Genomic DNA, 23,318 nt, shown 5'->3' with positions numbered 1-23,318 from the left:
CTCACGGTGCGACTCCTGTCAGAGGCAGCCCGCACGTCTCCGGCAGGCCGAGGGCGAGGTTGGCGCATTGCACGGCACCACCGGCGGTGCCCTTGGTGAGATTGTCGATCGCCGCGACGACGACGACCCGGCCGGCGGCCTCGTCGACGGCGACCTGCAGGTGGACGACATTGGAGCCGAGAACCGACCCGGTGGACGGCCACCGGCCCTCGGGGAGGAGCTGGACGAACGGCTCGTCGGCGTAGGCGCGCTCCCAGGCGCCGCGCACCTCGTCGGGCGACGCGCCTGGGCGCAGGCGCGCGGTGCACGTCGCGAGAATGCCGCGCGGCATCGGCGCGAGGGTGGGCGTGAACGAGAGCGTGATCGCCGATCCCGCTGCGGCGGTGAGATTCTGGACGATCTCGGGAACGTGCCGGTGCATCCCGCCCACGCCGTACGGGCTCATCGAACCCATGACCTCGGCGCCGAGCAGGTGCGGCTTGAGCGACCTGCCCGCCCCCGAGGTGCCGCTCGCGGCGACGACGACGAGGTCGTCCGGCTCGACGACCCTCGCGGCGAGTCCCGGTGCGAGAGCGAGGGACACGGCCGTCGGGTAGCAACCCGGGACGGCGATGCGGCGGGCGCCGGCCAGCGCCTCGCGGGACGCGAGCCCGTCGGTGCGCGGCAGTTCGGGCAGTCCGTACGGCCAACTTCCGGCGTGCGGGGTGCCGTAGAACCGCGCCCACGCCTCGGCATCGACGAGCCGGTGGTCGGCGCCGCAGTCGAGGACGACGACGGAATCCGGGAGCTGCGCGGCGATCTCGGCCGAGGCCCCGTGCGGCAACGCGAGGAAGACGACGTCGTGGCGTGCGAGGAGACCGGGCTCCGTCGGCTCGAGGACCCGGTCGGCGAGCGGCGTGAGGTTGGGGTGGTGATCGCCGAGCCGCGAGCCGGCGTTACCCGCGGCGCACACGGCGCCCACCTCGATCTCGGGGTGCGCGAGCAGCAACCGGAGGATCTCTCCCCCGGCGTACCCACTCGCACCGGCGACGGCCGCGTTCAGCATGTGCATGACTATACAGAGGCGTGCGAGGTCATGCAGTCGGCGGGTCCGTCATCTCATGCGGAGATCGACTCAGGCGAGTGGGTCGTCGTCCCCCCACGGCACGAGCATCACCCGACGGCCACGTTCGCCGAGCTGCGCGGACGCGGTGCGCAGGGTCTCCGGCGTGTCGGCCCCGGCGCGGACCATGCGCCCGGACCACGCGTCGAGTTCCCCCGCTGCCAGGGCGAGAGCGAGCTCGCACACCTCGGCCGGGGAGGTCCATTCCGTGCGGCCTTCGTGTGCCGTCATCGCGCCGGTCATGTCGGTGCGCACGACGCCCGGCGCGAGGTCGAACGCGTACACCCCGCGCCCGCGGCCGGACAGGTCGGTCGACCCCGTGATGCGACCGAGTGCGGACTTCGCGACGTTGTAGGCGCTCGCCACCTCCCCCGGACGCACGCCGGCTCCGGAGTTGAGGTTGATCACGCGGCCCGACCCGGCCGCGAGCATGCCGGGAAGGACCATCCGGGTGAGCAGGTAGGGCCCGCGCACGTCGACCTCGATCGTGCGCCACCACTGCTCGGGGTCGGACTCCTCGATCGGCACCTCGTCGTCGATGACGCCCGCGTTGTTGACGAGCACGTCGATGCGGCCGTGACGCTCGAGGACTCCGGCGATCCAGTCGTGGACGGCCTGCTCGTCGGTGACGTCGACGGCGGCGAGGTCGAGGGTGACGTCTCCCTCGTCGCTGCGCGCGGGCACCCGCGTCGGGCCTCCGGATCGGGAGCAGCCCTCGACGGCGTATCCGGCCTCGGCGAATGCCCCGGCGAGGTGGGAGCCGATGCCGCGGTTGGCTCCGGTGATCACGGCGACCCGGCGGTCGGACTGTTGCTGTTCGGACATGTCAGGCACTCCTCAGCTCCGCACCGGTGGCCTTGCGGGCCGCGGCGACGGCGTCGTCACGCAGGGCACTCACCTGCGTCGTCTTGAGCGTGCGATCGGGGGCGCGGAACGTCAGGCGGAACGCGAGCGACTTCTTGCCCTCGGCGAGCTGGTCGCCCGCGTAGACGTCGAACAGCGTGAGCGATTCGAGGGACTCCCCGGCGCCTCGACGCAGCGCGGCCTCCACGTCGCCGGCGGGTACGGCGGCGTCGACGACAAGGGCGACGTCCGTGCGTGCCACGGGGTAGGTGGAGAGCCCCGCGCTCTGCACGACGCGGCCTTCTCCGGAGCCGATGATCGCGGCGAGGTCGAGTTCGGCGGCGCAGGTGCGCTCGGGCAGTTCGAGGGCGGCGCAGACCTTGGGGCGCAGTTCCCCTGCGTAGCCGACGATCTCGTTCGACTCCCCGTTCGCGTCGACGAGGCGCAGAGCGGCGCAGCGACCGGGGTGCCACGGCGCCTGGGTCGCGGCCTCGGGACGCAGAGTGGCCCCGAGCACCCGACCGACCTCGATGGCGAGGCTGATCGCGTCGGAGGCCTGGACGGTTCGCGCGGCGCCCCACGGCCCGGCCGGTGTCGCGTGGCCGGCGAGGGCGAACGCGGCGTGACGCGGCTGGTTCGGCACTGCGGCCTCGATCTCGTCGAGCACATGCTCGGCCGGACGCGCCCCCACCGCCGGCACGGGCGCCGCGGGCGCCTCCGAGGAGGGGCGGAAGACGAGGCCGGTCTCGAACAACGCGATGTCGGTGGCGCCGCGGCCGACGTTGACGCGCAGCACGGGCAGGAGCGAGTCGAGCAGGCTCGTGCGCATGAGCGGGGATTCGTCGGAGAGCGGGTTGGCGAGGCGCAGCGCGGTGCGGCGCGTGTCGTCGGCCTCGTATCCGAGCGCGTCGAAGACCGATTCACCGACGAAGGGGTAGGACCACACCTCGGTCAGTCCGAGACCGGCGAGCGCGGTTCCGGCAAGCCGCTCGGCGCGCTGGCCGCGGGTGAGACCGCGGCCCCCGGGGGCGGTCGGCAGGATCGAGGGGATGCGGTCGTAGCCGCGCAGGCGGGCGACCTCCTCGACGAGGTCGGGGCCGGTCGTGAGGTCGGGGCGCCACGTCGGCGGGGTGACCTGCGTGGAACGGAAGCCATCGTCGTCGGGGTCTCCGTCGTCGCTGACCTCGCACCCGATCGCCTCCAGGTGCGCCACGACCGCGTCGTGATCGAGGCCGTCGGGGACGTCACCGCCGGTGTCCGCCCCCGGCTCGACGAGGCGCCACGCCTCGCGGGTGTGGAAGGCGATCGGCTCTCGCGGCACGGTGTGGTCGACGTCGGTGACGCCGTCGTCGGCCGTGCCGCCACCGAGCTCGACGAGGAGGTCGACGGCGAGCTGCGCCACGACGGGCGCGAGCTGCGGGTCGACGCCGCGCTCGAACCGGCGACTCGCCTCGGTCGACAGTCGGTGACGCCGCGAGCTGCGGGCGACGGTGACGGGGTCGAAGTGGGCCGCCTCGACGAGGATCGCCGAGGTGGTGTCGGTGACCTCCGAGGTCTCGCCGCCCATGACGCCGGCGATGGCCAGCGGAGTCGTGCCGCCGTCGGTGATGAGCAGGTCCTCGGGGTCGAGGGTGCGTTCGACATCGTCGAGGGTGGTGAGCTTCTCGCCCGGGCGGGCACGCCGCACCTCGATCGAGCCCGACAGCGTGTCGAGGTCGAACGCGTGCAGCGGTTGGCCGGTGAGCAGCATGAGGTAGTTCGTGACGTCGACCGACAGCGAGATGGGCCGCATGCCCGAGCGGGTCAGACGGTCGGCCATCCAGGCCGGGGTGGCGGCCGTGGGGTCGACATCGCGGACCACCCGGGCCACGTACCGGTCGCAGCCGGGGACTTCGTGGATGGGCGCGTCGTCGACGAGGCGCACGTCGTAGCCGGATTCGTTGGGTGCGGGCACGTCGACGGCGGCCGGCCCGGCGGGGTCGCGGAAGGTGTCGAGACGACGCGAGAGGGCGTACTCGCGGGCAATGCCGCGCATCGAGAAGCAGTATCCACGGTCGGGGGTGACGTTGACCTCGACCGTCTCGGCGTCGAGGCCGAGCAGTGGAATCGCGTCGTCGCCGGGGCGCAGCGAGTCGAGTACGTCGGGGCGATCGGCGAAGAGCTCCTCGAGCACGATGATGCCGTCGTGGTCCTCGCCGAGGCCGAGTTCGGCCTGCGAGCAGATCATGCCGTTGCTCATGTGGCCGTAGGTCTTGCGCGCCGAGATCGCGAAGTCTCCGGGCAGGACACCGCCGGGGATGATGACGACGACGTGGTCGCCGGCGGCGAAGTTGTGGGCGCCGCAGACGATCTCCTGGGTCACCGACGGGTCGCCACCGGCCTCCTTGCGTTGGCCGTGGTCACCGACGTCGACGTGGCAGAAGTGGATCGTCTTGCCGTTCTTCTGCGGCTCGTCGGTGACGTCGAGCACCTTGCCCACGACGAGGGGGCCGGTGATGTCGCCGCCGCGGATCGATTCCTCTTCCAGGCCCACGCGCACGAGGTCGGCGGCGACCTGCTCGCCGGTCGGGAGGGGGCGATCCTGCACGCCCGCCAACTCCACGAGCCATTCGACGGGTGCCAGCATCAGATCTCCATTCCGAACTGCGCGGAGAACCGCGCGTCGCCCTCGACGATGTCGTGCATGTCGGTCACGCCGTGGCGCAGCATGACGGCACGGTCGATGCCCATGCCGAACGCGAACCCGGTGATCTCGGGGTCGGTGATGCCGGCAGCGCGCAGGACGTTGCGGTTGACCATGCCGCAGCCGCCCCACTCGATCCAGCCGGCGCCGCCCTTCTTCTGCGGGAACCACAGGTCCATCTCGGCGCTGGGCTCGGTGAACGGGAAGTACGACGGACGCAGCCGCGTGGTCGCGTCGGGGCCGAACAGGGCCTTGGCGAAGTGGTCGAGGGTGCCCTTGAGGTGCGCCATCGTGAGGCCGCGGTCGACGGCGAGGCCCTCGACCTGGTGGAACACCGGCGTGTGCGTGGCGTCGAGCTCGTCGGTGCGGTAGACGCGCCCGGGCACGGCGACGTAGAGCGGCAGGTCACGCTGCAGGAGGGTCGTGTCGCGTCGCAGCAGCGTGCGCGCCTGCACCGGCGAGGTGTGGGTGCGCAACACCAGGCCGGAGGTGGGCGGGTCGACGAAGAACGTGTCCTGCATCTCGCGCGCCGGGTGGTCGGGGGCGAAGTTGAGGGCGTCGAAGTTGTACCACTCGCTCTCGACCTCGGGGCCTTCGGCGATCTCCCAACCCATGCCGACGAAGATGTCGGCGATCTTCTCGGTCATGAGGCTCACCGGGTGCCGCGCGCCGACGCGCCGGAACGGGGTGGTCACCGTGACGTCGATGGTCTCCTCGACGAGGATCGCCTCGTCGCGGGCCGCCTCGAGTTCGGCCTGGCGTTGCTTGAGCGCCGCGCCGACCCGCCCACGGGCCGCGCCGACCCGCTTGCCGGCCTCGGCCTTGGCGCTCGGCGGCAGGGCCCCGATCTCGCGATTCGCCAGCGCGAGAGGACTCTTCTCACCGGCATGGGCGAGACGAGCCTCCTTCAGCGCCGCGAGGTCCCCCGCGGCCGCGATCGCGTCGAGAGCGGCGGTGACATCGGCCTCGATCTGCTCGGGGTCGAGGGCACTGACCTCGACGGGGTCGTACGAAGTGTTGGGTCCGGACACGTCACCGATCCTAGGCGGGCGCGATGCCGAAGCGGAAAGGGGTTTCGCCCCGGCCTCTCTAGGCTGTCGCCATGGACGGGCCGAACGCGTGGGACACGACGACGCACGTCTGGGCCGAGGCCGTGGATCACGCCCACCTGACCGAGGTCCGTGCCCGGCTCGGCCGGGCGTCGGGCGGGCGTCGTCATCTCGTCCTCGAGATCCTCGCCTACGCCGCCGACGAGGCCCGGGCACAGGATCGAACGGGACGCGTCACCGTCGTCCACCACCCGGACGGACATATCAGCGTGCGTGACGACGGGCGAGGCACAGACACGCGCACCACCGGCAGCGGCCGCGTGATACGCAAGCCGGTCATGGCGACCCCGGACGTGCGGTTCAGGGATCCGTTGCGCGCTCCCCTCCTGCCCGACGGCCTACCGCGCAGCGGCATGTCCGCGGTCTCGGCGCTGAGCAGTGAGCTGGTACACGAGAACCATCGCGTCGACGGCTGTTGGACGCAGACGTACCGATACGGAGTGCCGGAGGGTGACCTCGTGGCCCTGCCCGGCTGTAAAGCGACGGGAACGGTCATCTCCTTCCGCACGGATATCGGTGGCCCGCTTCGCCTCACCACCGACGACATCCGCGCCTTCCCCGGCCTTCGGATCGAGTGCCACCCGGCGATGCCCGACGCGGGAGACACCTGATCGAGCAAGTGTTCATCCGCCCGCTCAGAAGGGCGGTGGGCCGGGGTCGCGCTCTGCCCACGGCGCCGGGCAGGCTTCGGGCTTCGGCTTTTTCGTGGGTCTAGGAGGCCGGATGAACAGTGACTGCGGGTCCTGGGCGTCCTCGATGAGCGCGGCGAGCCCGCGCTCGTAGTCGCTGTCGAGGTAGAGCCACTGCGCTGCCTCCGACCGGTCCTCGCTCTCAGAAGGGCGGGGGGCCTGGATCGGGCCTTTCCCACGGCGCCGGGCCGGCTTCGGGCTTCGGCTTCCGCGTGGGTTTCGGGCGCCGGATGAACAGCGGCTGCGGGTCCTGGGCGTCCTCGATGAGGGCGGCGAGCCCGCGCTCGTAGTCGCTGTCGAGGTAGAGCCACTGCGCTGCCTCCGACCGGTCTTCGCTCGCGGTGGCGCCGATGGCTTCACCTGCCCGACCGGCGTGCGTGTCGGCGGGTTCGGTGAGGTCGAGGTCGTGCAGCACCCACGCGTCCTCGCCCCAGTCCGCCGGGTCGATCACGTCATCGACGGGCGTCGTCGAGGGGGCCGGGTCGAGTGCGGACGAGGCCGGGTCGCCCTGGCACGAGGCCGGGTGCAGCGTGGACGGGGCCGGGTGGAGCGAGGGCGCTGCGGGCGCGCTCGTCTCGCCCCGGTCACTCTCGCCGTCGCGCGTGGCGTCGAACGACGTCGAATCGACCCGACCACCGGCAGCCGTGCCGCCCCAGGCCGAGCCGGCCCAGCCTGAGCCGGGCGGCCAGGTCTGTGAGCTGGGAGGACCGCTGCGTCTGGGGTCGCCGGCGTCTTCCTCGGCGAGCAGGTCCTCTTCGGTCCAGTAGCGCCGTCGTTCGCGTGCGAGGTCGGCCCGCATCTGCTCCACGGTCGGCGGGTCAGGGTCGCGGTAGTCCCACGGACTCGTCACATACACCCGGCCCGCGGGCGTGGTCCAGAAGATGTCCCCGCCCACCACCGGCTCGCGCCGCACCCGCCACGTACGGCGGGTCTTGTGGTTGTGCCCGCGACGATCCTTCGCCGACAGATTCGACTCACTCGATGCTCCCCCGAGGGCGTAGGCCACGTCGTGATCCAGGTCGCACGAACGCGCCGGCCGCATCGACCCCGGCACCCGCGACACCCGATCCCGCGCCAGGACACGTTCTCGCAGGTCACCGGCGACCTGATAGCCCTTCACGTGCAGATCCACCAGATGCCCGGTCACCGGATCACTCACCAAACGCCGCCACGTCGACCCGGCCGTGAACGCGACCTCCCGCACGAACCGCGCCGCCACCCACTCCTGCCGACCCCCACACGCCGCCGACCCCGGCTCCTCACTGGCCCCCATCAACGCCGCCAACGACACCACCACATCCACCCGCGCCGGCGGCAACGCACCCGAGAACGTCGCGTACGCCGCGAACGGGCCAGGGCCACGATCGCCGACCGCGCAGTCAGCGGCGCCATCTCCACCGACCTCGGCAGACATTCCTGCGGCCCCACCGCCAAGACGCCCGGCCCGCGCGCCGTTGGCATACAGCGCCATCCGGCCGGCGCCGAAAATCCCGGACTCGACAGCACCAGAAGCCAATGCCGCGCTCTGAGCCGCCAACTCGGCCCCCACGCCGGTCTTGCCCGTGTGCGGATCCCACTGCCCCGCCTGGGCCGGCAACTGCCCGAACAACATCAGATCCAAGGCGATGTCCGAGCGCAGTTGCGCCAACGTGCGCGCATCCCCCTCACGGCGCAGCCGGCGAGCGATCTCATCCACCCGCTCATGCGCCCCGATCACCCGAGCCGCATGACCGGACACCGTGAACTCACCCATACCGTTCTCGACCGTCAGCACCGCCGACGTGCACCGATTCGCCAGCCCCTGCTCCACCCGCTCGACCGGAGTGGTGACCCGCGCCATCGCATACCGCAACCGGGAAGTGAACACCTCCTGCGGCACCAACAACCCGCCCCTCCCGTCAGGGCCCCGCATCGGATACGGCGCCGTCACCCGACCCACGATCCCCGCGACCCACTCAGACCATGTGGGCTGCTCTATCCACAGCTTCTAGGAATTATGTACGGTTTTTGCCCCCGCCTGATCGGTCCACCACAGGCGGCCCCTCCCGCCACCCACAGCCGGCCTCGGGCGAGACGCCTCCCCGCCCTGGCATGCCATCGAGACTCGCGCAAGAAAGACCGGTCAGCAGGGCGGCCCTGGGGTGCCCATCTGCATCGACGCTGGTCACAGGATTGCCTCCCAGACGCAGCGTCGGACTGACCGGTCTTTCTTGCGCGGATTCGAGAGTGACCTCGGTGGTGAGCCGCCGCTAACGCCCGCTCATCGGCCAGCCGCCGTGCCGACGAGCCTCACCCGACGTCGGGGCAGACCCCTCTACCCCGCTCAGATCTCGGGCGCCATGGGCAGCGTGAAGCGGAACTCCGCGCCACCGGTCGAGGCCCGGTCGACGGTGATGACCCCGCCGTGCGCTTCGACGAGGCCGCGCACGAGGTACAGCCCGAGGCCGGTGCTGCCGCGGCGAGATCCGTGCCAGAACTTGCCGAACACGAGCGAGTGGTGCTCGGGACGGACCCCCTCCCCTTCGTCGCAGACGGCGACGGCCCAGAACGGCGCACCGGCCGGTTGCCGGCCGGCGGGATCGGGCGAGAGGTGCACGTACACCCGCCCGGCGCCGTGACGCACCGCGTTCTCGAGCAGGTTGGTGACGATCTGGTCGAGGCGGTCGGCGTCGGCCCAGGCCACGACGTCACCCTCCGGCCCGGTGGGCGTCTCGACGGTGACCTGGAAACGTTCGGCGTCCAGTCCGGAGGCGATCAGGCGATCGATGCCGTGCCGGATGGCGGCACGCAGGTCGACGCGGCGACGGTCGAGACGAAGACGGCTCGTGTCGAGACGAGACACGTCGAGCAGTTCGTGGATGAGACGAGCGAGCCGGTCGGCGTCGGCCTCGATGGTCTCGATCATGAGGTGCTTCTGGTCGTCGGTGAAGCGCTCCCACCGTCGCAACAGGGTGGTCGAGAAGCCTTTGACCGAGGCCAGCGGCGCCCGCAGTTCGTGGGCCACGAGGGAGATGAGCTCGGCGTTCTCGGCCTCGGCCCGCCGTCGGGCGTCGGTGTCGCGCAGGGAGACCAGCACGCGGGTCACCGGCCCGAGACGCTGATCGCGCACGTACCGCATCGTCACGAGCAGCTGACCGCGACCGGGTACGAGCAGCATTCGCTCCCGGTGTCCGGTGCGGGTCGCGAGCCCGCCCCACGGATCGATGCAGCGCCACCACGAGTGACCCGCGCCGTCGAGGAGGGGCAGAGCGTCGACGACGTCGCGTCCGACCAGGGCCTCGACGGGACAGTCGAGCAGGCGCGCAGCTCGCGCGTTGACGAACTCGATGCGGCCTTCGCCGTCGGCCACGACGAGGCCGTCGGGAAGAGCGTCGAGGATGCCGTCGACACGGCTCGGCAATCGAGTCACGACGTCGTCCTCGCTCACACCGGCACCGTACTCGGAGCCCCTCCGGCGTCGACCGGGCCGTGGGCACCCGAGCTCGAGCCCGGGCCACCACGACTGCTCGAGGCTCCCCGGTCACCAGGACGACGACGTGCCGACTCGTACAGGCACACCGTGGCCGCCATCGCGAGGTTGAGCGACTCGGCACGCCCGTGGATGGGCACGCGCACGACGTCGGTGCACGCGTCGCGGACCTCGGGCTCCAGCCCCCAGGCCTCGTTGCCGAACACCCACGCGTGCCGCGAGGTGAGGTCGGCCCCGCCGAGGAGGACCTCACCGGTGCCGTCGGCCGCGTGCGTGATCATCCCGGCGTCGTGAGCAGCGGAAATGACCTCGTCGACCGGTGGTCCGACGACGACCGGCACATGGAAGAGCGATCCCGCGGTGGAGCGCACCACCTTGGGGTTGTAGAGGTCGACGCTCGCCGCGGTGAGAACGACGGCGTCGGCACCCGAGGCGTCGGCGCAGCGCAGAACCGTGCCCGCGTTGCCCGGATCCCGCACGTGAGCGAGCACGGCCAGGGTGCCGGGAGACGTCGCGAGCACCTCCGACAGCGGGACGTCGAGCATCCGGCACACGGCGAGCACACCCTGTGACGTCGCGGCGTCCCCCATCGCCGCGAGCACCTGCGGTGACGCCGGGTGCACGAACAACCCGGCCGCCCGGGCGTCGTCGAGGATCTCGGGAAACCGCTCGGCGGCGTCGAGGTCGACGTACACGTCGCGCACCAGGTCGGGGCGGTGACGAACGGCCTCCCGCACCCCCTGCGGCCCCTCGACGAGGAACAACCCCTCACGGGCGCGAACAGCACGACGGGCCAGGGCCGCCACCTTGCGCACGCGCTCGGCGCGTGGGTTGGTGAGCGGGTCCCTGGCCCGATCGATCGACACTCCCGGAGAACGACTCAGGCGGCGTCGGATGCCTTGGCGTCGGTCGCCGGCACGTTGGCCTTGGCGACCTCGACGAGCGCGGCGAACGCGGCCTCGTCGTTGACGGCCATCTCGGCGAGCATGCGACGGTCGACCTCGATCTCGGCGGCCTTGAGGCCCTGGATGAAGCGGTTGTACGTCATGCCGTTGGCGCGGGCCGCAGCGTTGATGCGCTGGATCCACAGGCGACGGAAGTCACCCTTGCGGGCCTTGCGGTCGCGGTAGGCGTAGTTGAGCGAGTGGGTGACCTGCTCCTTGGCCTTGCGGTACAGGCGGGACCGCTGACCGCGGTAGCCGCTCGCGCGCTCGAGGGTAACCCGGCGCTTCTTGTGGGCGTTGACCGCCCGCTTCACGCGTGCCACGTGATGTCTCCTTGTGTGCTGTGGTTCGGGTGGGCTGCTGCGAGGGTGCGGCGGATGCGCGCGTCACCTCGCAGCGCAGGGGTCACTTGCCGAGGAGGCGCTTGATCTTCTTCGCGTCCTGCGGGGCGAGCTCGACGTCGTTCGCGATCGAACGCTTGAACTTGCTCGACTTGTGCTCGAGCAGGTGACGGCCGCCGGCCTGCTCACGCATGACCTTGCCCGTGCCCGTGATGCGGAAGCGCTTCTTGGCCCCGCTGTGCGTCTTGTTCTTCGGCATGGTGCCGTCTCTCCTTGCGAGTCTTTCGTGTGGTCGTGCCCCACCCACCCGAGGGCAGGCGTGACACGGCTGTCGGTGGCGACGGGGATCGGTCAGGATCCGGTCGGCGCCGCTTCTTCGGTGTTCTGCGCGGCGGCATCGCGTGCTCGTCGCTGCTGGGCCTTGGCGTCGGCCTTCTTCTTGGTCGGACCGAGCACCATGATCATGTTGCGGCCGTCCTGCTTGGGCGCGCTCTCGACGAAGCCGATGTCGGCGACGTCCTCGGCGAGACGCTGCAGCAGGCGGAACCCCAGCTCGGGCCGCGACTGCTCACGACCGCGGAACATGATCGTCACCTTGACCTTGTCGCCCGCGTTGAGGAACCGCTCGACGTGGCCCTTCTTGGTGCCGTAGTCGTGCGGGTCGATCTTCGGGCGGAGCTTGATCTCCTTGATGACGGTGTTGACCTGGTTCTTTCGGGCCTCACGGGCCTTCAGCGCGGCTTCGTACTTGTACTTGCCGTAGTCCATGAGCTTGCAGACCGGCGGGTTGGCCATGGGTGCCACCTCGACGAGGTCGAGGTCGACCTCACCGGCGAGCCGGAGGGCCTCTTCGATCTTGACGATCCCCACCTGCTCCCCGTTGGGGCCGACGAGGCGGACCTGCGGGACACGGATGCGGTCGTTGATACGGGCTTCGCTGATGTCGAGCTCCTTGTCTCAATGCTGTCGTTCGGGCGTGCCACCCGCGTGGGGGCCGGCCTCGCGCCGAGAAGCTCGGCAGATACGACGACGGCCCTTCGTGGGCTCCCCACGAAAGGCCGGAATCACCACCGCCGGCACCTGCACCGCGGCCGACGAGAGAGTCGGCACCTGCAGGCGGACATCCCGTGGACGGGAGCCTCGGCGACCCGGTGACCTGTTGGCGGCCAGAGGGTGGAAGCGTGGTGAGCGGCTTCACTTGGGGCGATCGTGCTGGTCGGCACAGCTCTTCGACACTCTGGCGGAGGAAGGGCGATGACGGCACGACACGACCGATCGGTAAGAGGATACCAAACTGGGTGGAGGCCGGCCAAGGCCGACCGCGATCGGACCTCGTCGCGCGGCGCGGATCCCCGGCGGCACGCCGGTGTCCCTCCCGAAGCCACGAGTCGTCCACAGGACCTTGGCCACGTGGTGGGCGGCGGCGACGCGCCTAGCCTGGCGGCACGGGCCGACGCCGAGGCCGGTTCGTAGCTCGAGGAGGCGCGCACAATGAAGGTCGCCGTCAAGTACGGATTCATCGATCACGAGACCCTCGTCGATGCCGACGGAAGGATCCTGGGCCAGGACGCGGGGGCGACGCTCGTGCGGCGCCTGCTCAAGATCTTTCCGGGCGCCGCGCTCATCGGTCACGATGCCCGGCGCTGCGACGGGTTCGACATGGTGCCGCTGGAGTTCGTCGACGCCGCCGACACGGTCGTCATCAACATGGACGTCCTCGACTCGGTGGCCGTCTGGCAGACGCTGCACTCCCGCGGCGACGAGCCGATGCTCATGAACTTCGCGTGGCGCAACCCGTCGATGTACCACCACCCCGTCAACTTCGCCGCTCTCGGGCTCTCGTTCGCCCTGTTCCCCACCTTCTGCAACTCCGAGCGCACCGCCGGTGAGGTGCGCGAGGTCGTCCAGCGTTGGGCGTTGCCGCACCTTGCCGAGCAGGCCAAGATCGCGTGGGTCAATCTCGGTGTCGCGACGTTCCGGGTGCAGGAGCGCAAGGAGCCCGAGACCCCGGTGGTGCTCTATCCCGCGATCTACCTCGACGCCCGCAAGAACCCCGGGCAGTTCATCGACGTCGTCGAACGCGTGCGCAAGCACACCCCACTGCGTGTCGAGGCGCGCCTGCACCAGCGCGATCTCGTCTCCGAAGGCGCGATGAGCCTGTCGACCCGACCCTGGGCGTGGGTGGGCCCGCTCACCGCGACCAAGGAGGGGTACTGGAAGGCCCTCTCCTCGTCGACCGCGTTCCTCGCGACGGCCGTCGAGGAGTCCTACGGGCTGGAGTACATCGAGGCCTTGCTCGCGGGCGTCATCGGCGTCTTACCCGACCGGCCGTGGGCGCGCGCACTGCTGCCCGAGCGGTACCCGTTCTTCTACACCGACGCGCACGAGGCCGAGAAGCTCCTCATGCGAGCCCTCACCGACACGGCGGCATGCCGGGCCGAGATGGAGAGCTGCGTCGAGGGCGGCCTCGACGCGTGGATCCGCCGCACGCACCACGACGACGACTTCGCCCGCGCCATCGCGCACGCCGTCGACAACTGGTTCGGGGGCTGAGCGCCCGGACCCGCGGGCCTCACCCCTCGAGGGTCTCGGGATCGGCGGAGTCGCCGCTGTGCAGGACGACGGCGAGGTCGTCGATGCGGATGCGCACCTCGGGGTCGGCGGCGAGGCGCTCGCCGACGAGGGTGACGACGGACTCGATCGTCTGCTGGTCGAGCCCCGGACGCAGCACGAGCACGAGACGCAACGCCCCCGATCCGTGCACGGCGGCGCCGTCCTCGACGCGCGCCCGCAGCAGGCCGTCGATGCCCTGCGCCGCCTCGGCGACCCCGAGCCGCACCACGGGATCCTCATGCGCCGGCTGCCAGGGACGTTCCTGCGCGAGTGCCCACAGGTGGGACAGGCGCAGGACGGCGGCGTGGGGCGAGCCGAGGTCGACGAGCAGCGTGTCGCAGCCCTCCTCGATCGCGGTGCGCGCCACCTCGGGCATGAGCTTGGGGGTGGGGCGGGCCTGCGGATCCCACGCCGCGACGGCACCGACGCCGGTGAACACCGGGAACGCGCGGCGGCCGTCGGGCGCCGTGAGCGTGACCGTCGCCATCTCCGCGGAGTCGTCGAACTCCTCACCCTCGGCCGGGGCGACCCCGTGACGGGCCGCCGCCGCAGCGGACGGGGTCGCGACGATGGGCACGAGCACGCGGGCGTGGGCGAGCCGTGCCATGGCGTCACGGACGTCGTCGGTCGTACCCGTCCGGGTCAGCGCCGCCAGCGCGGCGACGAGGCCCGGGTCGGACTCGCCGGTGTCCTGCGCGAACGCGGGGTCGCTGAGGTGGCGTCCCTCGAACGCGATGCCGCCGCTGTCGCTCGGCCGCAGATGATCCGGGTGCGGGGGCGGATCGGCGTCCCGGCTCACGGCCGCCCCGCGACGTCGAGGGCCTCGGGGAGCGTGAACGCGCCCTTGTACAGCGCGGATCCGACGATCGCTCCCTCGACGCCGACCGGCACGAGCTCGCGCAGCGCGGCGAGGTCGTCGAGCGTCGAGACGCCGCCGGAGGCGACCACGGGCCGATCGGTGCGGGCGCACACCTCGCGCAGCAGTTCGACGTTGGGCCCGGCGAGCATGCCGTCCTTGGCGACGTCGGTGACGACGTAGCGGCTGCAGCCCTCGGCGTCGAGCCGGGCCAGCGTCTCCCACAGGTCACCGCCCTCACGGGTCCAGCCGCGGGCCGCGAGCGTCGTGCCGCGCACGTCGAGGCCGATCGCGACGCGGTCGCCGTGCTCGGCGATGGCCGAGGCCGTCCACTCCGGGTTCTCCAGGGCGGCGGTGCCGATGTTGACGCGCCGGCACCCGGTGGCGAGGGCCAGCTCGAGGCTCTCGGCGTCGCGGATGCCGCCCGACATCTCGACGTCCATGTCGAGGCGACCGACGATCTCGGCGAGCAGCGCCGCGTTGCTGCCGCGGCCGAACGCGGCATCGAGATCGACGAGGTGCAGCCAGCGGGCGCCGGCCTCCTGCCAGGCGAGGGCCGCCTGCAGCGGGTCGCCGAACTCCCCACCGGTGCCGGCGACCCCTTGGACGAGTTGCACCGCGCGCCCGTCGACGACGTCGACGGCGGGCAGGAGTTCGAGGATCGGGCTGGTCTGAGTCATGGTTCTCCTTCGCCGCGGGGCGTGGCCGGCGGCATGCGGGGCGGGGGTCAGAGGGTCTCGAGCCAGTTGCGCAGGAGCCGGGCGCCGGCGTCGCCGGATTTCTCCGGGTGGAACTGGGTCGCCGAGAGCGGGCCGTTCTCGACGGCCGCGACGAACGGCCCGCCGTGATCGGCCCACGTGACCAGGGGCGCGACGACCTCGAACGGGCCGCGCGGATCGAGAGTCCACTCGCGCGCGGCGTAGGAGTGGACGAAGTAGAAGTTCTCGCGCTCGACCCCCGCGAACAGGCGGCTGCCGGCGGGCACGTCGACGGTGTTCCAGCCCATGTGCGGCACGACGTCGGCCTGGAGTCGCTCGATCACCCCGGGCCACTGGGTCAGCCCCTCCCGGCGGCGCTGCGCCGGCTCGGTCGAGGTCTCGAAGAGCACCTGCATGCCGACGCAGATGCCGAGCACGGGTCGGCCGCCCGCGAGGCGGGTGTCGACGATGCGGGATCCCTCGACGGCCTCGAGCCCGGCTATGCAGGCGTGGAAGTTGCCGACACCGGGAACGAGCAGTCCGTCGGCGCCGATGGCGGTGTCGCGATCGGCGGTGAGTTCGACCTGCGCGCCGAGGCGTTCGAGCATGCGGACCGCGGAGCGCAGGTTGCCGCTGCCGTAGTCGAGCACGGCGACGTGCGGCCGCCCCTCGACGGGGTCGACGCCGACGGCGACGTCGACGGCCGAGCGAGTCGAGTCCGGTGTCGGATCGGGGGTCATGCGTCCTCCTGGGCCGCGGCGTCCACGTCGTCCTCGTCGTCCTCGCGCCGCTCGCGGACGATGCGATCGAACGCCCGGGCGTACCGGTCGGCGGGCACGACGAGACGGGCCTCCGGTAGGTCCGCGGCCGAGGACTGCCCCGTGAGCACCTCCAGGCCGGGTAGGTCGAGCACCCCGAGCAGAGCGGCGATGATCTCGGGAGCCGTCGCGCCGGCGTCGCCGAGGATCTCCTCGACGAGACCGCAGGCCTCCGGGCGCCCGGCGGCCGCCGCGACGTCCTCCGGCCGGGCCGCGGGCAGGCCACGCGGGGCGACGACGCCGTCGCGCGGGGTCCAGATGAGCCAGCGGGTCTGGGCGAGGCGACGCCGCGGGTGCCAGGTGACGACGGCCTGACGCCCGACCCGGAAGAACCCGAGCGCGGGACGCATCCGACGCGAGACCGGACGCCCGGCCAGGGTGCGCACGGCGTCGTCGTACGGGTAACGCGCACGAGGACGGCCTCCGGGGCCCACGAGGGTCCACTCCCCCGCCGGAGCGACGACGAGCGGCCCGATGCCGCGCTTGGCCCAGGCCACGACCGCGTCGGGACGCGCCCGGGTGAGGACGATGCCCTCGCCGGTGACCGTCGTGCTCGCGGACCGGCGCGCGAGCCTAGAGCGCGCCCTTGGCACTGGGAATCCCCTCCACGCGCGGATCGCGCTCGACCGCGGCGCGCAGGGCCCGCGCGAGTGCCTTGAACTGTGCCTCGACGATGTGGTGCGGGTCGCGGCCACCGAGGACCCGCACGTGGATCGCGAGCCCGGCGTGGTGGGCGAGGGTCTCCATCACGTGGCGCGTGAGGCTGCCGACGAACTGCCCACCGATGACGACGTACTGCTGCCCCTCCGGCTCACCGGTGTGGACGCAGTACGGTCGGCCGGCGACGTCGACGACGACCTGCGCGAGCGCCTCGTCGAGCGGCACCGTCGCCTCGCCGAACCGGGAGATGCCGCGCTTGTCGCCCAGGGCCTGCGCGATCGCGTCACCCAGGCAGATCGCGACGTCCTCCACGGTGTGATGGGCGTCGACGTCGACGTCGCCGGTGGCCCGGACGTCGAGGTCGATGAGGCTGTGCTTGGCGAGGCTCGCGAGCATGTGGTCGTAGAACCGGACTCCGGTGTCGACCTCGCTGCGGCCGGTGCCGTCGAGGTCGACGGTGAGCTCGACACTGCTCTCCGAGGTCGATCGGCGGATCGTCGCCGTGCGGTGTGGGGCGGGTTGCCTCACGCGTGGTCCTCCTTGTCGCCGGGCTCGCCGCCGGCATCGGCGAGACGCGTGCCCGGGTACTGGGCGAGGGCCGACAGGAACGCGTCGACCTCGGCCGGGGTTCCGGCCGTCACCCGAAGGTACCCGGGAAGTCCCACGTCACGGACGAGGACGCCCTCCTCCAACAGCGCCCGCCAGAGGGCGGGGGCGTCGTCGATACCGCCGAAGAGAACGAAGTTGGCGTCGCTGGCCACGGGCTCGTAACCGAGAGAAGGGAGTTCGTCGACGATCCGGTCGCGCTGTGCCTTGATGGCCTCGACGGTGCCGAGCATGAGCTCCGCGAACGACAGCACGGTCGTCGCGACGGCCTGGGTCGTGCTCGACAGGTGGTAGGGCATGCGCACGAGCCGAAGGGCGTCGATGAGCGCCGGATCGGCCGCCAGATACCCCAGACGACCACCCGCGAGCGCGAACGCCTTGCTCAGGGTGCGGGTGACGACGAGCCGGGGCCGGCCGGCGAGCAGCGTGAGCGCGCTCGGCGTTCCCGGACGCGCGAACTCGGCGTAGGCCTCGTCGACGACGACGATCGCGTTCGGCGCCGCGTCGTAGACCGCGCGGACGACGTCGAGGTCGAGCGCCGTGCCCGTCGGGTTGTTCGGCGAGCAGAGGAACACGAGCGCCGGGTCGTGCTCGGCGGCCTGGGCCGCGGTGGTCTCGGCCGCGAGCTCGAAACGCGCGCCGACGTCCGGCTCGTCGCGTTCGACCCCGCGCAGCCCGTCGATCCACGTCGTGCCGGTCGTGCGGGTGATGATCGGGTGCATCGAGTACGAGGGCGTGAAGCCGAGCGCGACCCGGCCGGGGCCGCCGAACGCCTGCACGAGATGCAGCAGCACCTCGTTGCTGCCGTTGCCGGCCCACACCTCCTCGGGCGCGACCGCGATCCCCCCCGTCGCGGTGAGGTAGTCGGCCAGGGTCTCGCGCAGCGCGGTGAACTCGCGGTCGGGATAGCGGTTGAGCCGGGCCGCGTCGGCGGACACGACGTGCGTGATCGCCTCGACGACCTCCTCCGGCACCGGATACGAGTTCTCGTTGGTGTTGAGGGCCACCGGCACGTCGAGCTGCGGCGCGCCGTAGGCCGTGCGTCCGCGCAGGTCGGGGCGCAGGAGCCGATCGATCTCGTCGGTGGGGGTGATCTGCGTGCTCATCGGGGTGCTCCGGGTCGAGAAGCGCCGGCGGGGGCGCCGAGGTCGGATTCGCTTCGGGCGAGGATCGCGTCCCCGTGCCCCGGGAGGTCCTCGGCGTGGGAGAGCGCGACGACGCGCGGGCCGATCTCGGCGAGTGCGGCGGCGTCGTACTCGACAACCTGCACCGAGCGCAGGAACGCGTAGACCGACAGACCGCTGCTGAACGCGGCGCTGCCGCTCGTGGGCAGCACGTGGTTGGACCCGGCGGCGTAATCACCGAGGCTGACCGGCGAGTGGGAGCCGACGAAGATCGCTCCCGCGTTGCGGATGGTGCGGGCGCGGGTGGCGGCGTCGCGGGTCTGGATCTCCAGGTGCTCGGCACCGTAGGCGTCGACGACCCGCTGGCCGGCGTCGAGGTCGTCGACGAGGACGATGGCCGACTGGCGCCCGCCGAGAGCCGCGAGGACCCGCTCGTGGTGCTTGGTGCGAGCGACCTGGGCCTCGAGCGCCTCCTCGACCCGGGCGGCGAACTCCTCGGAGTCGGTGACGAGCACAGACGCGGCCAGGGTGTCGTGCTCGGCCTGGCTCACGAGGTCGGCGGCGACGTGCGCCGGGCCGGCCGAGTCGTCGGCGAGGATCGCGATCTCGGTGGGGCCCGCCTCGGCGTCGATGCCGATGACCCCGCGTAGCAGTCGCTTGGCCGAGGCGACGTAGACGTTGCCGGGCCCGGTGACGAGGTCGACCGGCTCGCAGACGGATTCGCCGTTCTCCTCACGGGCGCCGTAGGCGAACATCGCGACCGCCTGGGCGCCACCGACCGCGTAGACCTCGTCGACACCGAGGAGCGCGCAGGCCCCGAGGACGGTCGGGTGCGGGTAGCCGGCGAAGACACCGGTGTTGTCGCGCTGCGGCGGGCTCGCGACCGCGAGCGCGCTCACCCCGGCCTCCTGGGCGGGGACGACGTTCATGACGACGCTGCTCGGGTAGACCGCGAGACCGCCGGGAACGTAGAGCCCGACGCGCTCGACGGGGATCCACCGCTGCGCGACCGTGCCGCCTCGCGTGACCGTGGTCACGTGCTCACGCGGCATCTGGTCGGCGTGGACGAGCCGGGCGCGGCGGATCGACTCCTCCAGCGCCGCCCGCACCTCCGGATCCAGGGCCTCGAGCGCAGCGGCCAGCACCTCCGGCGGCACGCGTAGGCGGGTCGGGGCGACGCCGTCGAATCGCTCGCCGAACTCGCGCAGGGCGGTCGCACCGCGGTCGCGCACCGCCTCGCAGATGGGCCGAACGGCCTCCAGCGCGTCGGCGACGTCGTACTCGGCTCGGGGGAGAACGTCACGCAGGCCACGTGGGCCGAGATCGGACAGGGCACTGCCACGCAGGTCGAGACGGGAGATCACCGGATCAGTCTAGGTGGGACGTCCGGGTCGTTCGGCGACTGCACTCCGACCGTCGATGCTGCGGGAGGGGTCCGACGGTCTCGAGGACGACGGTCTCCTCGCACGGCGGCCGCGAGTTGGCGATACTCGCAGGGTGATCACGTCCACCCTGCTCGCCGCGATGGACGGCCTCAACGGTTCGACCGGCGCGAGCGGCCCGAACACCTCGGACGGTTCGGCCCTCATCGACGTGAGCGGCGTCGACGGCGTGGTCCGTCTCGTCGTCGTCGTGCTCGTCTTCGCGGGGTTCGCGGCCGGCCTGAGATACCTCGCGGGGCTGGGCAACGGGCGCGACGAGGTCGTGGCCATCGTGCGGGCGACGGTGCAACTCGGCGTCGTCGGGTTGCTCATCGCGGCGGTGCTCGGATCCTGGTGGCTCACGGCGGCGTTCGTCGGTCTGATGATCATCGTGGCCGCGCTCACCTCCGCGGGTCGCATGGGGTTGCGAGGACCGCATCGGGCGTGGCCGCTGCTACCCGTCGCCGCCGGTGCCCTGCCCGTGACCGTCGTCCTGCTCGTCGTCGGCCTCCTGCCGCTCGAGCCGATCTCGGTCATCCCCACCGGCGGCATCCTCATCGGCAACGCGATGACCGCGACGACGCTCGCGGGGCGACGCGCCCTCGACGCGTTGACCGAGCGCCGCGGTGAGTACGAGGCCGGCCTGTCGATCGGGCTCATGCCGCGCGACGCGGCCCTGCTCGTCACCCGGGAGGCGACCCGCCTGGCCCTCGTCCCCGCCCTCGACCAGACCCGCACCGTCGGGCTCGTCACGCTGCCAGGTGCTTTCGTCGGCACTCTGCTCGGTGGCGCGACTCCGCTGGAGGCGGCGGCGCTGCAACTCGTCGTGCTCGCCGGAATCCTCCTCGCGCAGTCGGTCGCCGTTCCGCTCACGCTCGAACTCGTCGTCCGCGACATCATCCACCGCCCTCGTTGATCAGGCGGCCCGCGACGTTCACCCAGCGCCGCGGCCGTGCTCCTCACCCTGGGCCCACCGGGCGAGTGCCTCGCGGACGGCGGGGTCGAGCCGCAGCAGCACCTGTTGACGCTCGCGCCGGGCGGCCCGTCGCCGCCCGGCCTGCTCCGCAGCCACGCGAGCCCTTCTCTCTCACTCCTCGGCCATGATCTCCGCGGCACCGATCTGATCGAGGAGGAACGCGAGCTCGAACGCCGCCTGACGCCAGGCGTCGTAGCGACCCGAGCGCCCACCGTGACCGGCCACCATCTCGGTGCGCATGACGACGGGCCGCTCACCCTGGTCGGAGGTGACCGTCTGCCGCAGCCGCGTCACCCACTTGAGCGGCTCCCCCACCTGCACGCGGGTGTCGTTGAGGCTCGAGGTCGCGAGGATCGCCGGGTACTGCGCGGCTCGGACGTTCTCGTACGGCGAGTAGGCCTTCATCACGGCGTAGATTTTGGGATCGGCGAGCGGGTTGCCCCACTCCTCCCACTCGACGACGGTGAGCGGCAGGCTCGGGTCGAGGATCGTCGTCAGCGCGTCGACGAAGGGCACGGCCGCGTGGACGGCGCGGAACAGCTCAGGGGCGAGGTTGACCGCGGCCCCCACGAGCAGCCCACCGGCCGACCCACCCTCCAGGGCGAGCCGGTCGCGCGCCACGATTCTCTCGTCGCGCAGGTATCGCGCGCACGAGACGAGGTCGGTGAACGAGTTCACCTTGTCGGCCAGTCGTCCCCGCAGCCACCATGACCGGCCCATCTCCCCGCCTCCGCGCACGTGGGCGACGGCCATGACGACACCCCGGTCGAGAGCCGAGAGCGTGGTGACGGAGAACGCCGGATCGCTGGAGATCTCGTAGGCGCCGTAGCCGCGCAGCAACCCCGGAGCCGTGCCGTCGAGTGGGACACCGGCGCGTCGCACGAGCGACATCGGCACACGGGTGCCGTCGTCGGCCGTCACCCACACCCGCTCCTCGACGTAGGCGTGCGGGTCGTAACCTCCCAGCACCTCACGCTGTTTGAGCACCTCGACGGTGCCTCCCTGCGGGTCGAACTCGCAGACCCGACGGGGCGTGAGGAACGACTCCTGGAGGATCTGCAGCCGCGAGGTGCGCCACTCCGGGTTCTCCCCCACCGACGTCGTTCCGAGTGCGGCGAAGGCCGGGATCTCGACGACACGGCCGTCGTCGACCGTGCTCTCGTCGGGACCTCCGCCGTCGCCACCACGGTGGACGACCCGCACCGTCGGCAACCCGCCGCTGCGCAGCGAGACGGCGACGAAACGCTCGAACGCGTCGACGGCGAGAACCCGCTCGTCACCCGACGGAGTCCACCAGGGCCGCCAGCGCGCGGCCTGGCCGGCCTCGAGGAACGCCGAGACCGGCACCGAGGAGACGGAGAAGTCGACCCGTTCGGCGTTGTGGACGACGAGCAGCTCGTCACCGGCGGGCTCCACGTCGTACTCGAGGCCGGGCGTGCGCGGCCGGACGCAGCGCAGCTCGCCCTCGGGATCGGTGAGATCGAGCAGGTGCACCTCGGAGGACGACCGCGACCCGGTGCTCACGACCAGCCAGCGCTCGTCGCGCGACTCGTCGATGCCCATCCAGAAGGTCTCGTCCTCCTCGAGGTAGATCCGCACGTCCTCATCGGCCGGCCGGCCCACCTCGTGCCTCCACACCTCGTGCGGGCGCCACGCGTCGTCGACCCGCGTGTAGAACAGGTAGCGGTCGTCGGCACTCCACACGAGCCCGTAACCGACCCCCCTCAGCGACTCGTCGACCACCTCACCGCCGTCGATCTCGCGCACCACGACGTCGAATCGCTCGTCGCCGCTGCGGTCGACCGAGAACGCCAACCGGGTACCCGACCTCGACACCTCCGACGCGCCGAGAGCGAAGTACTCCCCGCCCGCCGCCTCGACGTCGCCGTCGACGAGCACCTGCTCGTCCGCGGGCGCGGTCTCGGCGTCGACGATCGGACGTGTGCCCGAGGTCGCCGGCACCCGACACAGACGGCCGTACTGCTTGCCCTGCTCGGTGCGCGAGTAGTACCACCAGCCGTGGAACTCCACCGGCACCGAGAGGTCGGTCTCCTTCGTGCGCGTCCTGATCTCGGTGAAGATCTCGTCGACCAGAGGCGCGAGGTGGCCCGTGACCGCGTCGGCGTAGACGTTCTCCTCCTCCAGCAGCGACACGACCTCGGGATCGTCGGCCTGACGCAGCCACGCGTACGGATCGACCACGGTGTCACCATGGTGGGTACGCGAGAGCGGCCGCGCCTCCGGGTGGGGCGCCAGAGGCGCCGGGACAGATGACGACTTGGTCCGATCCATACCGGAACTGTAGGCGCCATCAGGGACGATGCCCTCAGGAAGCAGGTCGGTCGGCCGACAGGGAGGGCGGTGGC

The 23,318-nt window shown here is 71.8% G+C and carries 22 protein-coding genes; 3 read left to right on the top strand and 19 right to left on the bottom strand.

Going from position 1 to position 23,318, the window contains the following annotated elements:
- Position 1: 1 nt before the first annotated feature.
- The 4 genes from argC to pheS all read right to left on the bottom strand — a co-directional run bounded on the left by argC (position 2) and on the right by pheS (position 5,659).
- Positions 2 to 1,045 (bottom strand): N-acetyl-gamma-glutamyl-phosphate reductase, encoded by a 1,044-nt coding sequence (gene argC, locus BN1197_RS09740; RefSeq protein ID WP_040159073.1) that lies wholly within the window; start codon positions 1,043 to 1,045, stop codon positions 2 to 4.
- Positions 1,046 to 1,114: 69 nt separating this feature from the next.
- Entirely contained in the window at positions 1,115 to 1,927 is an 813-nt protein-coding gene (locus BN1197_RS09735) for an SDR family oxidoreductase (RefSeq protein ID WP_040158756.1), read from the bottom strand.
- A 1-nt stretch (position 1,928) separates the two neighbouring features.
- Positions 1,929 to 4,571, bottom strand: coding sequence for a phenylalanine--tRNA ligase subunit beta (pheT, locus tag BN1197_RS09730; protein ID WP_040158753.1), 2,643 nt, complete (start codon positions 4,569 to 4,571; stop codon positions 1,929 to 1,931).
- Positions 4,571 to 5,659 (bottom strand): phenylalanine--tRNA ligase subunit alpha, encoded by a 1,089-nt coding sequence (gene pheS / locus BN1197_RS09725; protein ID WP_040158750.1) that lies wholly within the window; start codon positions 5,657 to 5,659, stop codon positions 4,571 to 4,573. Before pheS ends, pheT begins: the two co-directional genes overlap by 1 nt.
- 71 nt (positions 5,660 to 5,730) lie before the next feature.
- On the opposite strand from pheS, the gene BN1197_RS09720 reads away from it, so the two are divergent.
- Positions 5,731 to 6,348: an ATP-binding protein gene (locus BN1197_RS09720; protein ID WP_052466385.1), complete on the top strand. Its 618-nt coding sequence runs from the start codon at positions 5,731 to 5,733 to the stop codon at positions 6,346 to 6,348.
- 220 nt (positions 6,349 to 6,568) lie between these two features.
- On the opposite strand, the gene BN1197_RS09715 is transcribed toward BN1197_RS09720, so the two are convergent.
- The 6 genes from BN1197_RS09715 to infC all read right to left on the bottom strand — a co-directional run bounded on the left by BN1197_RS09715 (position 6,569) and on the right by infC (position 12,095).
- On the bottom strand, positions 6,569 to 8,311 hold the full coding sequence (locus BN1197_RS09715; protein WP_141397258.1) for an HNH endonuclease signature motif containing protein: 1,743 nt from the start codon (positions 8,309 to 8,311) through the stop codon (positions 6,569 to 6,571).
- A 438-nt stretch (positions 8,312 to 8,749) separates the two neighbouring features.
- Positions 8,750 to 9,853 (bottom strand): sensor histidine kinase, encoded by a 1,104-nt coding sequence (locus BN1197_RS09710; protein ID WP_052466381.1) that lies wholly within the window; start codon positions 9,851 to 9,853, stop codon positions 8,750 to 8,752.
- Positions 9,850 to 10,761, bottom strand: a complete 912-nt coding sequence (locus BN1197_RS09705) for a TrmH family RNA methyltransferase (RefSeq protein ID WP_052466379.1) — start codon at positions 10,759 to 10,761, stop codon at positions 9,850 to 9,852. The genes BN1197_RS09710 and BN1197_RS09705 overlap by 4 nt, the downstream gene beginning before the upstream one ends.
- Before the next feature lie 14 nt (positions 10,762 to 10,775).
- Positions 10,776 to 11,162 carry a 50S ribosomal protein L20 gene (gene rplT, locus BN1197_RS09700; RefSeq protein ID WP_040158748.1) on the bottom strand — a complete coding sequence of 129 codons (387 nt, stop codon included), beginning with the start codon at positions 11,160 to 11,162 and terminating at the stop codon, positions 10,776 to 10,778.
- Positions 11,163 to 11,244: 82 nt separating this feature from the next.
- The gene (gene rpmI, locus BN1197_RS09695) at positions 11,245 to 11,439 is read right to left on the bottom strand and encodes a 50S ribosomal protein L35 (RefSeq protein ID WP_040158744.1); all 195 of its coding nucleotides are present in this window, start codon (positions 11,437 to 11,439) and stop codon (positions 11,245 to 11,247) included.
- Positions 11,440 to 11,531: 92 nt separating this feature from the next.
- Positions 11,532 to 12,095 carry a translation initiation factor IF-3 gene (gene infC / locus BN1197_RS09690; RefSeq protein WP_245851880.1) on the bottom strand — a complete coding sequence of 188 codons (564 nt, stop codon included), beginning with the start codon at positions 12,093 to 12,095 and terminating at the stop codon, positions 11,532 to 11,534.
- Between the two features lie 576 nt (positions 12,096 to 12,671).
- Between infC and BN1197_RS09685 the strand changes: the two genes are divergently transcribed.
- Positions 12,672 to 13,733 (top strand): glycosyltransferase, encoded by a 1,062-nt coding sequence (locus BN1197_RS09685; protein ID WP_040158739.1) that lies wholly within the window; start codon positions 12,672 to 12,674, stop codon positions 13,731 to 13,733.
- 19 nt (positions 13,734 to 13,752) lie between these two features.
- Here BN1197_RS09685 and BN1197_RS09680 read toward each other — a convergent pair whose 3' ends face one another.
- The 7 genes from BN1197_RS09680 to hisD form a co-directional block, all read right to left on the bottom strand.
- Positions 13,753 to 14,592 carry an SseB family protein gene (locus tag BN1197_RS09680; protein ID WP_052466375.1) on the bottom strand — a complete coding sequence of 280 codons (840 nt, stop codon included), beginning with the start codon at positions 14,590 to 14,592 and terminating at the stop codon, positions 13,753 to 13,755.
- Positions 14,589 to 15,329, bottom strand: coding sequence for a bifunctional 1-(5-phosphoribosyl)-5-((5-phosphoribosylamino)methylideneamino)imidazole-4-carboxamide isomerase/phosphoribosylanthranilate isomerase PriA (gene priA, locus BN1197_RS09675; protein WP_040158736.1), 741 nt, complete (start codon positions 15,327 to 15,329; stop codon positions 14,589 to 14,591). The genes BN1197_RS09680 and priA overlap by 4 nt, the downstream gene beginning before the upstream one ends.
- Positions 15,330 to 15,376: 47 nt before the next feature.
- Complete coding sequence (gene hisH / locus BN1197_RS09670) at positions 15,377 to 15,955, bottom strand: imidazole glycerol phosphate synthase subunit HisH (RefSeq protein ID WP_052466435.1); 579 nt, start codon at positions 15,953 to 15,955, stop codon at positions 15,377 to 15,379.
- A gap of 128 nt (positions 15,956 to 16,083) precedes the next feature.
- Positions 16,084 to 16,758 (bottom strand): hypothetical protein, encoded by a 675-nt coding sequence (locus tag BN1197_RS09665; RefSeq protein ID WP_040158732.1) that lies wholly within the window; start codon positions 16,756 to 16,758, stop codon positions 16,084 to 16,086.
- Positions 16,739 to 17,353, bottom strand: coding sequence for an imidazoleglycerol-phosphate dehydratase HisB (gene hisB / locus BN1197_RS09660; RefSeq protein WP_040158729.1), 615 nt, complete (start codon positions 17,351 to 17,353; stop codon positions 16,739 to 16,741). Before hisB ends, BN1197_RS09665 begins: the two co-directional genes overlap by 20 nt.
- Complete coding sequence (locus tag BN1197_RS09655; RefSeq protein WP_052466373.1) at positions 17,350 to 18,537, bottom strand: histidinol-phosphate transaminase; 1,188 nt, start codon at positions 18,535 to 18,537, stop codon at positions 17,350 to 17,352. Before BN1197_RS09655 ends, hisB begins: the two co-directional genes overlap by 4 nt.
- Positions 18,534 to 19,919 (bottom strand): histidinol dehydrogenase, encoded by a 1,386-nt coding sequence (hisD, locus tag BN1197_RS09650; protein ID WP_052466371.1) that lies wholly within the window; start codon positions 19,917 to 19,919, stop codon positions 18,534 to 18,536. Before hisD ends, BN1197_RS09655 begins: the two co-directional genes overlap by 4 nt.
- 133 nt (positions 19,920 to 20,052) lie before the next feature.
- Between hisD and BN1197_RS09645 the strand changes: the two genes are divergently transcribed.
- Positions 20,053 to 20,892 (top strand): ABC transporter permease, encoded by an 840-nt coding sequence (locus BN1197_RS09645; protein WP_245851874.1) that lies wholly within the window; start codon positions 20,053 to 20,055, stop codon positions 20,890 to 20,892.
- An 18-nt stretch (positions 20,893 to 20,910) separates the two neighbouring features.
- On the opposite strand, the gene BN1197_RS17335 is transcribed toward BN1197_RS09645, so the two are convergent.
- On the bottom strand, positions 20,911 to 21,048 hold the full coding sequence (locus BN1197_RS17335) for a hypothetical protein (protein WP_176489727.1): 138 nt from the start codon (positions 21,046 to 21,048) through the stop codon (positions 20,911 to 20,913).
- 15 nt (positions 21,049 to 21,063) lie between these two features.
- The gene (locus BN1197_RS09640) at positions 21,064 to 23,244 is read right to left on the bottom strand and encodes a S9 family peptidase (protein ID WP_052466368.1); all 2,181 of its coding nucleotides are present in this window, start codon (positions 23,242 to 23,244) and stop codon (positions 21,064 to 21,066) included.
- Positions 23,245 to 23,318 lie beyond the last annotated feature (74 nt).

Origin of the sequence: Mobilicoccus massiliensis (assembly GCF_000826525.2) — a bacterium.
In the GTDB taxonomy this organism is placed as follows: Bacteria; Actinomycetota; Actinomycetes; order Actinomycetales; family Dermatophilaceae; genus Mobilicoccus; species Mobilicoccus massiliensis.
The sequence above is the reverse complement of the archived record's forward strand: the minus strand, read 5'-3'. Positions and strand labels throughout refer to the sequence as shown.